Source organism: Micromonospora sp. U56, from assembly GCF_018070095.1.
GTDB lineage: Bacteria > Actinomycetota > Actinomycetes > Mycobacteriales > Micromonosporaceae > Micromonospora > Micromonospora purpureochromogenes.
Window position 1 is genome coordinate 1 of record NZ_JAGPYL010000161.1, and the last position, 12,469, is coordinate 12,469.

The window sequence follows — 12,469 nt, forward strand, 5'->3', positions numbered from 1 at the left end:
CTCGTCGGCATCCTCCACGGCTGCCTCAAAACCCGCACCCCCTACGACGAGGCCACCGCCTGGCACCACCGCGAAGCGCACGACCAAACCGCCGCAGCTTGACCGCTCCGCTCATGGGATGTCTGTCAACCGGTCGACGCGCGGCAGCGCCCGGTGGAACCTGCCTGGTGGAATTGGAGCCCCCGGCCGGGATCGAACCGGCGACATCTCGCTTACAAGGCGAGTGCTCTGGCCAGCTGAGCTACAGGGGCGCGTGTGTCGACGTCAGCATAGCGACTGGTGTCCGGAAATCCCGCTCGGCAGGTGTCCCGAGCACGGAAAACGTCAATTTCCCGACCCCCTGGGGCCGACGCATCGCCGTGGCCCGCGCGGCCGCCTGTGCCGATTGATGCCCGGCCGTGCCTGACTGACCGGAATGCGTATGCGGTCCGTCCCACCCGCTGTCCCCTGTCTTGGCAGGGTGGGGAAAGCCGTTTACCGTGCAGTGACACGGACGACACCCCGATCGGCTCCGGCCGCAGGGGACGTCGCCCGAGGACCGGCACCGAGGGTGCCGGTGGCTCCTTCACTCGGATCGTCCGGCACGTTCCTGCCGGTGAAAGGAAGCGCACCACCATGGCTACGGTCACGTACGCGAAGGCGTCCCGGATCTACCCGGGCACCGAACGCCCCGCGGTCAACCAGCTCGACCTCCAGATCGGCGACGGGGAGTTCCTCGTCCTGGTCGGCCCGTCGGGTTGCGGCAAGTCCACCAGCCTGCGGATGCTCGCCGGCCTCGAGGACGTCGACGACGGCGCGATCTACATCGACGACCGGGACGTCACCCACCTGCCGCCGAAGGCCCGCGACATCGCGATGGTCTTCCAGAACTACGCCCTCTACCCGCACATGTCGGTGTACGAGAACATGGCGTTCGCGCTGAAGCTGCGCAAGACCTCCAAGGACGAGATCGACCGGCGGGTCAAGGAGGCGGCGGGGCTGCTCCAGCTGGAGGAGTTCCTCAACCGCAAGCCGAAGGCGCTCTCCGGTGGCCAGCGCCAGCGGGTGGCCATGGGCCGCGCGATCGTCCGCGAGCCGCAGGTCTTCCTCATGGACGAGCCGCTGTCGAACCTCGACGCCAAGCTCCGGGTGCAGACCCGTACCCAGATCGCCTCGCTGCAGGCCAAGCTCGGCATCACCACGGTCTACGTCACGCACGACCAGGTCGAGGCGATGACGATGGGTCACCGGGTGGCGGTCATGCTCGACGGCGTGCTCCAGCAGGTGGACACCCCCCGTGCGCTGTACGACACTCCGGCCAACGTCTTCGTCGCCGGCTTCATGGGCTCCCCCGCCATGAACATCAAGACCGTGCCGCTGAACGAGCAGGGCGCCGCCTTCGCCGACCTGCACATCCCGCTCACCCGTGAGCAGATCGCCGCGGCCAAGGAGGAGGGTGGCGCCGGCAAGGTGACCGTCGGCTTCCGCCCGGAGGACTGCGACCTGGTCAGCCCGACCGAGGGCGGCATGCCGGTCGTGGTCGAGCTGGTCGAGGACCTCGGCTCGGACGCCAACGTCTACGGGCACGCCGCGCTCGAGGGTGCGAACGAGCGCTTCGTCGTCCGCACCGACCGGCGCACCATGCCGAACATGGGTGACACCGTGTTCGTCAAGCCGCGCACCGGCCGCAGCCACGTCTTCCACGCCGTCACCGGCCTGCGGATCTGACGTACCGGCTGCACTGACGTACGCGAAAGGGGCGGTCCGCTGTCGGCGGGCCGCCCCTTCTCGTCTGCGCGTGCGCGGGTGGGTCAGACCTCGGCGGCGCGGCGCCGGGCCACCTCGGCGAGGGTGACCGCGGCGGCGACGCTGGCGTTCAGCGACTCCACGTCGGAGATCATCGGGATGCTGACGGTCAGGTCGCAGGTCTCGCCGACCAGCCGGGACAGCCCGCGCCCCTCCGAGCCGACCACCACGACCAGCGGGCCGACGGCGGCCTCCAGGTCGTACAGGTCGGTTTCGCCGTCGGCGTCCAGGCCGACCACCATGAAGCCGGCGTCCTGGCAGGCCTTCAGCGCCCGGGTCAGGTTGGTGACCTGGGCGACCGGCACCCGCGCGGCCGCGCCGGCGCTGGTCCGCCAGGCGGTCGCGGTGATTCCGGCGGCCCGCCGCTCGGGTACGAAGACACCCTGCGCGCCGAACGCGGCGGCGGACCGGATCACCGCGCCCAGGTTGCGCGGGTCGGTGACCCCGTCCAGCGCCACCAGCAGCGGAGCGGTGTGCTCCACCGACGCGGCGATCAGGTCTTCGAAGGGCTCGTAGGCGAACGGCGGCACCTGGAGGCCGACGCCCTGGTGCAGCACCCCGCCGGTCATCCGGTCCAGTTCGGCGCGGCTGATCTCCAGGATGGCGATGCCCCGGTCGGCGGCGGTGCGGATGATCTCGTTGACCCGGTCGTCGGCGTCGATGCCCTGCGCGGTGTAGAGCGCGGTCGCCGGCACCTGCGCGCGCAGCGACTCCAGCACCGGGTTGCGGCCGACCAGCAGCTCCGGGGTGTCCTTCGACGGGTTGGACTTGCGGCCCGGCGCGACCCGGGGGCCGGAGCGACCGGTGGGCTTACCGCCCCGGCCGCCCGTGCCACGGGCCGCCGGAGCCCCCCGGCCACCGCCGCGACCCCAGGTGGTGTCCTTGCTGCCCGGCTGACCGATCTTGGGGGCGCGCCCCTCCTCGGCCGCCGCGCGGCGCTCCTTGTCCTGCTTCCAGGCGGTGCGCTGCGGCAGCTTCTCGGTGCCCGAGTACGCCTTGTGCCAGGGCCGCTCGTCGGCGGGCAGGGTCCTGCCCCGGCCGGCCAGAGCGTCCTTGCCCTTGCCGCCGGTGCCCTTCGGGGCGCCCGCCTTCGGCGTCAGTCGCCGGCCACGGCGCTGTGAGTTGCCGGCCATCAGTCCTGCTCTCCAATAGTCCAACGGGGGCCCTGGGGGGTGTCCTCCACCACCACGCCGGCCTGCTTGAGCTGGTCGCGTACGGCGTCGGCGGCGGCCCAGTCCTTGCGGCCGCGGGCCTGGGCACGCTGCTCCAGGGCCAGCGCGACCAGGGAGTCGACCACGCCGCGCAGGTCGTCGGCACGGTCGCCGCCGGTCCACGCCGGGTCCAGCGGGTCAACCCCCAGGATATCCAGCATGGCGCGAGTGGAGGCCAGGGTCGTGCGGACGGTCACATCGTCGCCGGCGGTCAGCGCGGTGTTGCCGTCCCGGACCACCTCGTGCAGCACCGCGAGGGCGGCGGAGGTGTTCAGGTCGTCGTCCATCGCCGCGACGAAGTCGATCGGCAGCTCGCCGAGCTGCCCGCCGCCGACCCGCTCGGCGGCCCGCTGGACGAAGCCCTCGATCCGCCGGTACGCCACCGCGGCCTCGCGCAGCGCGTCCTCGGAGTAGTCGATCCGGGAGCGGTAGTGCGCGGCGACGTAGTAGTAGCGCAGCTCCACCGGGCGCACCCCGAGCGAGTCGACGTACGTCAGGTCGAGGGCGTTGCCGAGCGACTTGCCCATCTTGGCGCCGCCGATGCTGAGCAGGCCGTGGTGCACCCAGTACCGGGCGAAGGGCAGCCCGGCGGCCTGGGACTGGGCGATCTCGTTCTCGTGGTGCGGGAACGTCAGGTCCAGCCCGCCGCCGTGGATGTCGAACTCGGCACCCAGGTAGCGCCAGCACATCGCCGAGCACTCGATGTGCCAGCCGGGGCGGCCCCGGCCCCACGGCGACGGCCAGTAGGCGTCGGCCGGCTCGTCCGGCTTGGCGCCCTTCCAGAGCGCGAAGTCGCGCGGGTCGCGCTTGCCGCGCTCGGGGGCGTCCCCGGCGGACTGCATGTCGTCGGGCGACTGCCCGGACAGCGACCCGTACGCCGGCCAGGAGGCCACGTCGAAGTAGACGTCGCCGGAGCCGTCGGTGGCCGGGTAGGCGTGCCCGGTCTCGATCAGCTCGGCGATCAGCTGGTGCATCTCCGGGATGTGCCCGGTGGCGCGCGGCTCGTAGGTCGGCGGCAGCACGTTCAGCGCCCGGTACGACTCGGCCAGGATCAGCTGGTTGGCGTACGCGATGGACCAGAACGGGCGGCCCTGCTCCATCGCCTTGACCAGGATCTTGTCGTCGATGTCGGTCACGTTGCGGATGAAGTTGACCTCGTAACCGGCGGTGAGCAGCCAGCGGCGCAGCACGTCGTAGTTGACGCCGGAGCGAAGGTGGCCGATGTGCGGCGGGGCCTGGAGGGTGAGACCACACAGGTAGACCCCCACCTTGCCGGCTTCCCGCGGGACGAAGTCCCGCACCGATCGGGTGGCGGTGTCATACAGGCGTAGCGTCACCGTACAAGGGTAGCCGTCCACGCATTCCGGGGCCGCCCGGAGCCGGGTCGTACGCTGCGTGCTGTGGAGACGACGGCGAGGTCCGGCGAGTCCGGGGACGCGGCGGTCCGGCCCGGGGAGACGGCGCAGACCCTGGACCGCGGCCTGCGGCTGCTGCACCTGGTGGCCGACGCTCCCGCCGGGCTGACCGTGACGGAGGCGGCGAACCGGTTGGGCATCGGCCGGGCGGCCGTCTACCGGCTGGTCGGGGCGCTGACCGGGCACGGGATGCTGCGCCGGGACGGCGACGGCCGGCTGCGCCTCGGCGCCGGCGTGCTGCACCTGGCCCGGCGGGCCCAGCCGCTGCTCGCCGAGGGAGCGCTGCCGGCGCTGCGCCGGCTGGCCGAGCAGGCCGGCGCGACCGCGCACCTCACCGTCGTCGAGGGCGGCGAGGGGGTGGCGCTGGCGGTGGTCGAGCCGAGCTGGACGTCGTTCCACGTGGCGTACCGGACGGGTGCCCGGCACCCGCTGGAGCGCGGGGCGGCCGGCCTGGCCATCCTCGCCGGCCGGTCGGGAGTGGCCGACCCGGTGAGCACCGTCGGGGAACTCCAACCCGGGGCGTACGGGGTGGCGGCGCCGGTGCTCGGGGTGCCGGGTCTGGAGGCGAGCGTCGGGGTGGTGGCGCTGGCCCCGCTGGACCCTGACACCGTCGGCGCGCAGGTGCTCGCCGCCGCCCAGTCGATCGCCGCCGCCCTCTCCTGACCCCGCCGACCCTCGGCCCCCTCCGCAAGGTCGACTCCAGTTCGCCGAGCTGGCAGTGTCGAACGTGACGAGTCCCCGCCATGTCGGCGAAACGGAGTCGATCTCGGCCGAAGCGGCGGAACGGCCGGCAACCGGACGGCCAGGGAGCAGGGGGACGTCTACCACAGGGTGCGGCGCTGGCGGGCGTTGTCCACAGGGCGGGCGTACCCGGCCGACCGTGGTTGTCCACAGCGGTGTCGAAGTAGGAGCGGCGACGGCGACGCTCCTTGTCATGCCTCCATCACCTCACCGCCCGTCCGCGCTCGCCTGGCGGGTCTTCCGCGGCTCGGAAGCGGTACGGCGTGGCCTGCTGACCCGGCACCAGCTCCGCGGCGCCTCCTGGATCCGGGTCCGCCAGGACGTCTACGCCGACGCCCGCCTGGACCGGGACCACGCGCTGGCCTGCCAGGCGACCGTGCTCCGCCTGCCGCCCGAGGCGGTGATCGCCGGCCCGTCCGCGGCATTCCTGCACGGCGTCGTCCATGCCGCCGGATTCGGCGACGTCGTGCACGTTCGGGTGCCCCGAACCGTCCGCCTCAACTCCGTCGGCGGCATCCGGGTGCACACCAGCGACGGGGTGATCCCGTCCGGGCAGGTCGGGGTGGACGGCGCGGCACGGACCGCTGCGGCCCTCCCCCGGTCGGACCCGGCGCAGGCCGCGTGGGAGACGGCCGCCTGGCTGGAGCCCGTCCGGGCGGTCGGCATCGTCGACGCTCTGCTCGGTATGGGCCTGACCTCCCGGGACGCCCTCGCCGAGACTGCCAGCCGGCAGGCCCACCGCCCGGGCGGTCGACGCGCCGCCCGAGTCTTCGATCTGGCCGACCCGGGAGCGCAGTCGCCGCCGGAGTCCCACCTGCGGGTACGCCTGGTCCTCGGCGGCCTGCCCCGGCCCGTCGCCCAGCACCCGGTCCGGTTACCGTCCGGCCTGGTGCTGCATCCCGACCTGGCCTGGCCGGAGTTCCGGGTGGCGGTGGAGTACGACGGCCAGTGGCACGCCGACCCCGACCAACTGCACCGCGACCGACGACGCCTCAACCAGTTGGTGGCCGCCGGCTGGATCGTGCTGCACGTGACGAGCCGCCGCTTCCGCAACGACTTCCCGGCGCTCCTCGGTGAGATCCGGACCGCCCTCGCCGCCCGGGGCTGGCGGCGGTGACCGCGCCACCGTTTGCGGCGTGTCGCGCCTTCCACTCGTCCGGACACCACGCCGCAACGGGGCCGGCAGGAGGCGGGGCGACGATTATCCGGCTTTGACCGGCTGGAGGGCGGCCAGCGCGGCCGGGAGCGCGGCCAGGCCGGCGATCTCGGCGTCGGGTCGTACCCCCGGCGGGCAGGGCAGGCCGAGCCGGTTGAGCCAGATCCCGCGCAGGCCGGCGCGCTGCGGGCCGACCACGTCGTGGGCGGGCGAGTCCCCGACGTACGCGATCTGCTCCGCCGGCACGCCCGCGGCCTCGATCACCGCCGCGTAGAACCCGGGGTCGGGCTTCTTTGGCAGGCCGTCGTCGTGCGCGTACCGCTCGAAGGCGAACTCGCCGGCGAGCCCGCAGCGTTCGGCGCGGCTGTTGCCGTTGGTGGCGTAGCCCAGCCGGAACCGGCGGCGCAGGGTGGCCAGCGCGGGAAGCACGTCGGGGTAGGGCCGGGTCAGCGCGAACCGCCGGGCGAAGAAGAGCGCCGCCAGCTCGTCGAGGCGCTCCGCCAGGCCGGCCCGCGCCAGCGAGCGGGCCAGCGCGGCCCGCCGGATCTCCTGCACCGGGGCCGCGCTCATCGCACCGAAGACCGCGCCCCAGTCCGACTCCAGGTCCGCGAGCGACACCTCGGCCGCCGCCGGGGTCAGCAGCCGCATTTCTTCGAGTACGGCCACCAGGCCGCCGGTGACCGCCGGGCGCAGGTCGAGCAGGGTCTCGTCGGCGTCGAACACCAGCACGGTCAGCACGGCACCGACCATCTCACGTCAGGGCGGGTTCCTCGGCCGGGGTGTCCGACCGTTCCACCCGGTCGCCGCGCAACTCGTCGAGGCGGACCAGTGCCACCCCGGCGACGATCAGCGCGCCGCCGAGCAGCTGCACCACGGTGGGCAGTTCGCCCAGCACCAGCCAGGCGATGAGCACCGCGAACATCACCTCGGTCAGCCCGACGAAGGACGAGAGCCGGGCGCCGAGGATCCGCGTCGCCGCGATACCGGCCTGGTACGCGATCACCGCGGCGACCAGCGACAGCCCGACGATCGGGACCAGCCAGCTGGTGCGCTGCCCGGCGAAGTCGACGTCGCCGAAGGTGGCCCGCAGCGGCAGCAGCCCGACCAGCCCGAGCAGGGCGAGGACCGCGGCGCCGATCGCCATGCCGCCGCTGGCCATGGCGACCGACGGCAGCGCGGGGTCGACCCGGGCGGCGAGTACGAAGTAGCCGGCCAGCCCCACCCCGGCACCGAGCCCCCAGAGCACACCCACCGGTTCGAGGCGCCCGGTGCCGGTCAGGTCGAGCACGAAGGCCAGGCCGGCCAGCGCGGCGACCGAGCCGACCACGGTAAGCCGTCGGGGGCGCTGTCCGTGCACCAGCCACATCCAGGCCACCACCAGGATGATGCCGAGGTACTCCAGCAGCAGGGCCACGCCGACCGGCAGGTAGCGGACGGCGTTGAAGAAGCACGCCTGGGCGGTGGCGACGCCGAGCAGGCCGAAGACGCTCACCGGGCCGAGGGTGCGACGCAGCACGGCACCCTTGCCGCGCAGCGAGAGCACGGCCGGCACCGCCAGCACCAGGGCGGCGATCCCGACCCGGGCGACGACGACCGCCTCGGCCGACCAGCCGGCGTCGATCAGGGAGCGGGCGAAGGTGCCCGAGGTGGCGAAGGTGACGGCTGACAGCAGGGCCAGCCCCAGGCCCGCGCCGGCGGATCGTTCGTGCATCGGGCTCTCCTCGCCGGTAGTTGTCATGACCGAACAACGCCTATGCTGGTGACGCTAACGGCCGACTCTGACAGGAGTCAAGTTGCTTTTTGCCCATGACACCGAATCTGGGTTGATCGCCGCGACCGCCCTGGTCAACACCGACGACCCGGCGGACGAGGGGCTGCCCGACGTCGCGGCGCTGGACCGGTTCGTCGTCACCTACGGCTGGACCGGCCGGCACGAACACACCGAGGCCGAGCTGCGGGCGGTACGCGACCTGCGCCCCCGGCTGCGCCGGATCTGGCACGCCGACGTCGACGAGATCGTCGCCGTCGTCAACGAGCTGCTCCGCGAGTCCCACGCGCTGCCCCAGCTCATCCGGCACGACGACGAGCCGTACCACCTGCACGCGGTGCCCCGGGACGCGCCGCTGGCCACCCGGATGGCGGTCGAGGCGGCGATGGCCCTGGCCGACCTGGTCCGCGCCGGCGAGCTGGGCCGGCTGCGGATCTGCGCCCACCCGGACTGCGAGAACGTGCTGGTCGACCTGTCGAAGAACCGGTCCCGCCGGTTCTGCGAGGCGGGCTGCGGCAACCGGGCCGCGGTCAGCGCGTACCGGGCGCGGAAGGCGGCCACTCGCTCCTGAGCAGCTCGTACTCCACCTCGCCGTGCTCGGTCCCCGGGGCCGGGTCGTCGAAGTGCAGGTGGAAGGTGCGCACGTACCGCAGGCCGGACTTCGCCATCACCTGCCGGGAGCGGGTGTTCACCGCCATCGTCTCGGCCCAGACGCGCCGGACGTCCAGCTCGGTGAAGGCGTACCGGATCAGCGCCCGGGAGCCCTCGGTGGCCAGGCCGCGCCCCCACGCGGCACGGCGCAGCCGGTAGCCCAGCTCCGCCTCCTTACCGTCGTCGGACGGGTCGAGCGCGAACCAGCCCAGGAAGTCGCCGCTCCCCCGGTCCTCCGCCGCCCAACGCCCCAGCCCGGGGTGCTCGTCGTACTGGCGCAGCAGCCGGGGCACCTGCTCGTCGCGCACGGTGGCGCGCGGGGTCGGCCGGCCACCGGTCAGTAAGCGCATGACCTCCGGGTCACTGTCCAGCTCGACGAGGTGGTCCACGTCGTCCGGGGTGAACCGGCGCAGCCGCAGCCGCTCGGTCTCCAGCAGCACGTCAGCGGTCATGCCGGGATGATGCCGCGCCGCACCCGAACCGGTCGACCGATATCCCGCGCCGCCGCGCGGGCAGCCCCATGATCGGGTGGCGATTTCCGAGACGACACGCCGCGCCGGATGCCGGAAATCGCTACCCGATCATGGGCAGCCCGGCCGACGCCGGGTCAGGTCAGGGGCCGCGAGTTGGCAGGTTGCCGCGGAGGCACTCAAGGCCGGCGGGGTTCGGCTGATCGAGAAGCCTCGGTGGGACGACGTCAGCGTCAAGCGTCTCGACCGCCTGGCCCAGGAGGGCACCGTACTCAACGAGCAGAGTCACGCCGACTCCCCCGGACATGCTGCCTATCTCGAGGACGGGTGGGAGACGCGCGAGGTTGCCACCGGCCAGCCCGTTACGGCGACCGACTCTGCCGCCGGGGACGAGGCCGATCCCGGCTGGGACGACGAGTGGACCGAAGGAGGTTGGGACGACGAGGGCGATGCCCCGCGGGCCGCGTCGGGAGCCGTGCCGACCCGAGAGGGTCCACATCTGGGTGGTCGTCCACTCCTGCACCGAGCGGCAGGAGCAGGGGAGTGTCGACCGCTACAGCAGCAACCCCGGACGCAAGCGAGCGGCCGACATGTACGCCGAGGAGCGAGAGGCCGCCGCAGCCGAACGGAGGGACGTGATCCAGTCGAACAAGGACTGGGACAGCGTGCAGATCATCCGCCGGGAATGGCTGCTGACCTTCATGACCCGACCCGCCGCCCCCCAAGGCCGCCGCCACGTTTATCGCCGGCAGCCTGGCCCGCGCCGACTACCCCATCACTGACGGGCTGACGCACGGCAACAGGCTGGCCAGCGAACTGTTCGGCCTGGGTCAGGAAGGCATCCCCAGCTATGGCCAGCGCAACACCGCTCTGACCGACATGGTGGACCGGGCCAAGGAATCGCGCGCCCCGATGATCGCCCTTGGCGTGATCCTGGCCGCCTACGAGAACTCACTGAGCCGGCAGTCCTGGCGCAGCGTCAACGACGCGACCGCCCGCTACCTGCACTTCCTTGAAGAGCAGGGCTACGAGTTGTCCCACGTCGAGAAGCGCGCCGGCGGGGATGCGACCGGTCCCGCCCCCACCGAGCCTGGCATTCCGGTCGACGTGCTCGACGTCGAGGACGTCGTGGGCGAGCAGTCGGAGTCGGGTGAGGCGACCGAGTGACCGCGGGCCCGGCCGCGCCTTCCGGGCCCGGCCGGGCCGGCCACGATGGGTCTACCTCCCAGGGTCGGGGCAATTTGACGGTGGCTGTACGTTGCCACTTGCCACACGCCGGACGGCGACTGAAGGACGAGTGGTGGTGCACTTGACCTTCCCCTCGCGGGGGCTCCGATAAGTCAATTCCCATCAATGAGAGGTGTCCTGCGTGGGCGCGAAGAAGATCGCCGGCTACTTGGCCTGTCTGCTCGCCGGCTTGACCCTGCCCGCATGCGGCGGCAGCCCGGAAGCGAAGGCACCGCCGACGGCGGCGGCCACCAGTGCCCCGGCGAGCCCGAGCCCGAGCCCGGACCCAGGCACGATGAAGTTCGGGCAGACCTTCACCTTTCCCGAAGATAGATACGCAACGGTGACGGTCTACGGCTACAAGCACAACGCCACCAAGTTCGGCTCGACGGACGACGATGGGACCGTCTACGGCGCGCTCGACATCAAGTACTGCCTCAAGCGACTCCCGGCCGGGACCGGAAGTATCGAACTCAGTGGTTACCCGTGGACCCTGAAGTTCGGCAACAGCGCCTTCCAGTCGACCGGGAGCAGCGGCGGCGCAGCTATGAATCCGGAGTACCCCGAAGGGCGGCGCATCAAGGTCGGTAGCTGCATTCGCGGGTGGCTGGACTTCGAGGTGCCCAAGACGGGGAGGCTGACTGAGGTGCAGTACGCGCCGCAGGCCGACGGGGTCGACATCATCTCGTGGCGTCCTGAGTAGACGTTTGTCTGTTCCTGAGATCACCTGCAAGATCGACAAGGGGTGTCCTTGAACGTCAGCGGCTTGCCCCGGCCGCTTCAGCGCGGCGGCCCGGCCACGAAGGCCCGCCACGCGTACGGGTCGAAGGTGAGCACCGGACCGGCAGGATCCTTGCTGTCCCGCACCCCGACGACGCCCGGCAGGTTGAGCGCCACCTCGACACACTGGGTCGCCTGATCGCTCTTGGTGCTCTTTCGCCATCGGGCACCGGTCAGTTCCATGACTCGGCTATCTCCCTCAACAGCTCGATCGACTCCTGCTGCGGCAGGGCCTCTCCCAGGCTAACTTCCCAGACCTGTTGGAGCCGCCGCAGATCGGCCGGCTGGTGCAGCTCCTCACCACGACCCTGTCCACTGATGACGCCCAGTTCGCTCCCATCGGGCATCGAGGCCAGGATGAAGGGTCCACCTAGTCCGGGATACTCGCCTGCGGAACGTGGCACGAGATGCAGCCGGACGTGCGGGTGCTCGCTTGCGATCCGCGCCAGGTGCAGGGCCTGCTCCGACATCGTCTTGTGGCCGCCCACGCAGCGGCGCGGCACGGTCTCGTCGAGCACCGCCACCAGCTTGATCGTCCGCTCGCCGCCCAGGCAGCCCTGGCTGTCCATCCGCTCGGTGAGCCGCCCTTCCACCTCGTCCTGGCTGAGCAGGTCGCCGGCCTCGAAGACCGCTCGTGCGTAGCCTTCGGTCTGGAAGAGGCCCGGCACATAGCGCGGTTCGTACCATCGCATCACCTGCGCTTCCGCAAGAATCGCGCGCCAACCGCGTAGCCACACCTGCGCCTTGTCCAGGCTGACCAGTTCGGTGAGCATCCGGCCGAAGCGGCCACCCGTGTCCAGGGCCTTGTCGACCAACTCCAGGTACTTGGCCGTGGGTTGCTGCTGGCCCAGCTCGACCGCGCTCACCATCGACGCCGAGTAGCTGACCGCCTTGGCCAACTCGTCCTGGCTCCACCCCCGACGCATCCGCGCCCGGCGCAGCTCGGCGACCAGGAAGGCAGTCGCCGTCATCCGCCCGTCCGCCATCCCAGCCGCCCTCGAGCGCCCCGATGATCGACTCCAACGCCACGCCACCCGGCCGGGCCCGGAGCACACGACACCTCCGGGTACGGGCGCAAACCCTTCCGAACGTAGTGGGTTCATCACCAGACTGTGAAAGGTGACACCGCACGGCCCACCCTCCGGCCGCGCCGGTGTCGCGGTGGGGCCCCCCCCCCCCCCGCCCCCACTACGGATTTCGGCTCAGCTGAGGTTGATCTCCTGCTGAGGCGTGATCTGGCCGCCCTTGATCTCGTACGCCCAGAT

Annotated in this window: 14 protein-coding genes and 1 tRNA gene; 7 read left to right on the forward strand and 8 right to left on the reverse strand. The window is 72.0% G+C overall.

Annotated features, from left to right (window positions below; all coding sequences use genetic code 11):
• Nucleotides 1-174: 174 nt before the first annotated feature.
• Nucleotides 175-251: transfer RNA gene (locus tag KBX37_RS31075), tRNA-Thr, on the reverse strand.
• Nucleotides 252-615: 364 nt separating this feature from the next.
• On the opposite strand from KBX37_RS31075, the gene KBX37_RS31080 reads away from it, so the two are divergent.
• Entirely contained in the window at nt 616-1,707 is a 1,092-nt protein-coding gene (locus tag KBX37_RS31080; protein WP_210779423.1) for an ABC transporter ATP-binding protein, read from the forward strand.
• 83 nt (nt 1,708-1,790) lie between these two features.
• Here the strand turns inward: KBX37_RS31080 and rlmB are convergent, their stop codons facing one another.
• Nucleotides 1,791-2,918, reverse strand: a complete 1,128-nt coding sequence (gene rlmB, locus KBX37_RS31085; RefSeq protein WP_210779424.1) for a 23S rRNA (guanosine(2251)-2'-O)-methyltransferase RlmB — start codon at nt 2,916-2,918, stop codon at nt 1,791-1,793.
• Entirely contained in the window at nt 2,918-4,333 is a 1,416-nt protein-coding gene (gene cysS / locus KBX37_RS31090; protein ID WP_210779425.1) for a cysteine--tRNA ligase, read from the reverse strand. Before cysS ends, rlmB begins: the two co-directional genes overlap by 1 nt.
• Before the next feature lie 63 nt (nt 4,334-4,396).
• Between cysS and KBX37_RS31095 the strand changes: the two genes are divergently transcribed.
• Both KBX37_RS31095 and KBX37_RS31100 read left to right on the forward strand, forming a co-directional pair.
• Nucleotides 4,397-5,074 carry an IclR family transcriptional regulator gene (locus tag KBX37_RS31095; RefSeq protein WP_210779426.1) on the forward strand — a complete coding sequence of 226 codons (678 nt, stop codon included), beginning with the start codon at nt 4,397-4,399 and terminating at the stop codon, nt 5,072-5,074.
• Between the two features lie 271 nt (nt 5,075-5,345).
• The gene (locus KBX37_RS31100; protein WP_210779427.1) at nt 5,346-6,269 is read left to right on the forward strand and encodes a hypothetical protein; all 924 of its coding nucleotides are present in this window, start codon (nt 5,346-5,348) and stop codon (nt 6,267-6,269) included.
• Nucleotides 6,270-6,353: 84 nt separating this feature from the next.
• Here the strand turns inward: KBX37_RS31100 and KBX37_RS31105 are convergent, their stop codons facing one another.
• On the reverse strand, nt 6,354-7,046 hold the full coding sequence (locus KBX37_RS31105; RefSeq protein WP_210779428.1) for an HAD family hydrolase: 693 nt from the start codon (nt 7,044-7,046) through the stop codon (nt 6,354-6,356).
• A gap of 13 nt (nt 7,047-7,059) precedes the next feature.
• Nucleotides 7,060-8,019 carry a DMT family transporter gene (locus KBX37_RS31110; RefSeq protein ID WP_210779429.1) on the reverse strand — a complete coding sequence of 320 codons (960 nt, stop codon included), beginning with the start codon at nt 8,017-8,019 and terminating at the stop codon, nt 7,060-7,062.
• 82 nt (nt 8,020-8,101) lie between these two features.
• Between KBX37_RS31110 and KBX37_RS31115 the strand changes: the two genes are divergently transcribed.
• A complete protein-coding gene (locus tag KBX37_RS31115) occupies nt 8,102-8,647 on the forward strand; it encodes a CGNR zinc finger domain-containing protein (protein ID WP_210779430.1) in 546 nt (181 codons plus the stop codon).
• On the opposite strand, the gene KBX37_RS31120 is transcribed toward KBX37_RS31115, so the two are convergent.
• Complete coding sequence (locus KBX37_RS31120; RefSeq protein WP_210779431.1) at nt 8,607-9,179, reverse strand: GNAT family N-acetyltransferase; 573 nt, start codon at nt 9,177-9,179, stop codon at nt 8,607-8,609. The genes KBX37_RS31115 and KBX37_RS31120 overlap by 41 nt on opposite strands.
• A gap of 521 nt (nt 9,180-9,700) precedes the next feature.
• On the opposite strand from KBX37_RS31120, the gene KBX37_RS31125 reads away from it, so the two are divergent.
• The 3 genes from KBX37_RS31125 (at nt 9,701) to KBX37_RS31135 (ending at nt 11,127) form a co-directional block, all read left to right on the forward strand.
• Nucleotides 9,701-9,979 (forward strand): hypothetical protein, encoded by a 279-nt coding sequence (locus tag KBX37_RS31125; RefSeq protein ID WP_210779432.1) that lies wholly within the window; start codon nt 9,701-9,703, stop codon nt 9,977-9,979.
• 130 nt (nt 9,980-10,109) lie between these two features.
• Nucleotides 10,110-10,364 carry a hypothetical protein gene (locus KBX37_RS31130; protein WP_210779433.1) on the forward strand — a complete coding sequence of 85 codons (255 nt, stop codon included), beginning with the start codon at nt 10,110-10,112 and terminating at the stop codon, nt 10,362-10,364.
• 202 nt (nt 10,365-10,566) lie between these two features.
• Nucleotides 10,567-11,127, forward strand: coding sequence for a hypothetical protein (locus tag KBX37_RS31135; RefSeq protein ID WP_210779434.1), 561 nt, complete (start codon nt 10,567-10,569; stop codon nt 11,125-11,127).
• A gap of 77 nt (nt 11,128-11,204) precedes the next feature.
• Here the strand turns inward: KBX37_RS31135 and KBX37_RS31140 are convergent, their stop codons facing one another.
• The gene (locus tag KBX37_RS31140) at nt 11,205-11,387 is read right to left on the reverse strand and encodes a DUF397 domain-containing protein (RefSeq protein ID WP_210779435.1); all 183 of its coding nucleotides are present in this window, start codon (nt 11,385-11,387) and stop codon (nt 11,205-11,207) included.
• Nucleotides 11,378-12,190 carry a helix-turn-helix transcriptional regulator gene (locus KBX37_RS31145; RefSeq protein WP_210779436.1) on the reverse strand — a complete coding sequence of 271 codons (813 nt, stop codon included), beginning with the start codon at nt 12,188-12,190 and terminating at the stop codon, nt 11,378-11,380. The genes KBX37_RS31140 and KBX37_RS31145 overlap by 10 nt, the downstream gene beginning before the upstream one ends.
• Between the last annotated feature and the right edge of the window lie 279 nt (nt 12,191-12,469).

What these genes read in the sequence shown, in the direction of transcription:
- KBX37_RS31120 (WP_210779431.1), bottom strand. Translation starts at nt 9,179, where the DNA reads ATGACCGCTGACGTGCTGCTGGAGACCGAGCGGCTGCGGCTGCGCCGG.
- KBX37_RS31100 (WP_210779427.1), top strand. Translation starts at nt 5,346, where the DNA reads ATGCCTCCATCACCTCACCGCCCGTCCGCGCTCGCCTGGCGGGTCTTC.
- KBX37_RS31110 (WP_210779429.1), bottom strand. Translation starts at nt 8,019, where the DNA reads ATGCACGAACGATCCGCCGGCGCGGGCCTGGGGCTGGCCCTGCTGTCA.
- KBX37_RS31080 (WP_210779423.1), top strand. Translation starts at nt 616, where the DNA reads ATGGCTACGGTCACGTACGCGAAGGCGTCCCGGATCTACCCGGGCACC.
- KBX37_RS31145 (WP_210779436.1), bottom strand. Translation starts at nt 12,190, where the DNA reads ATGGCGGACGGGCGGATGACGGCGACTGCCTTCCTGGTCGCCGAGCTG.
- rlmB (WP_210779424.1), bottom strand. Translation starts at nt 2,918, where the DNA reads ATGGCCGGCAACTCACAGCGCCGTGGCCGGCGACTGACGCCGAAGGCG.
- KBX37_RS31140 (WP_210779435.1), bottom strand. Translation starts at nt 11,387, where the DNA reads ATGGAACTGACCGGTGCCCGATGGCGAAAGAGCACCAAGAGCGATCAG.
- KBX37_RS31130 (WP_210779433.1), top strand. Translation starts at nt 10,110, where the DNA reads ATGATCGCCCTTGGCGTGATCCTGGCCGCCTACGAGAACTCACTGAGC.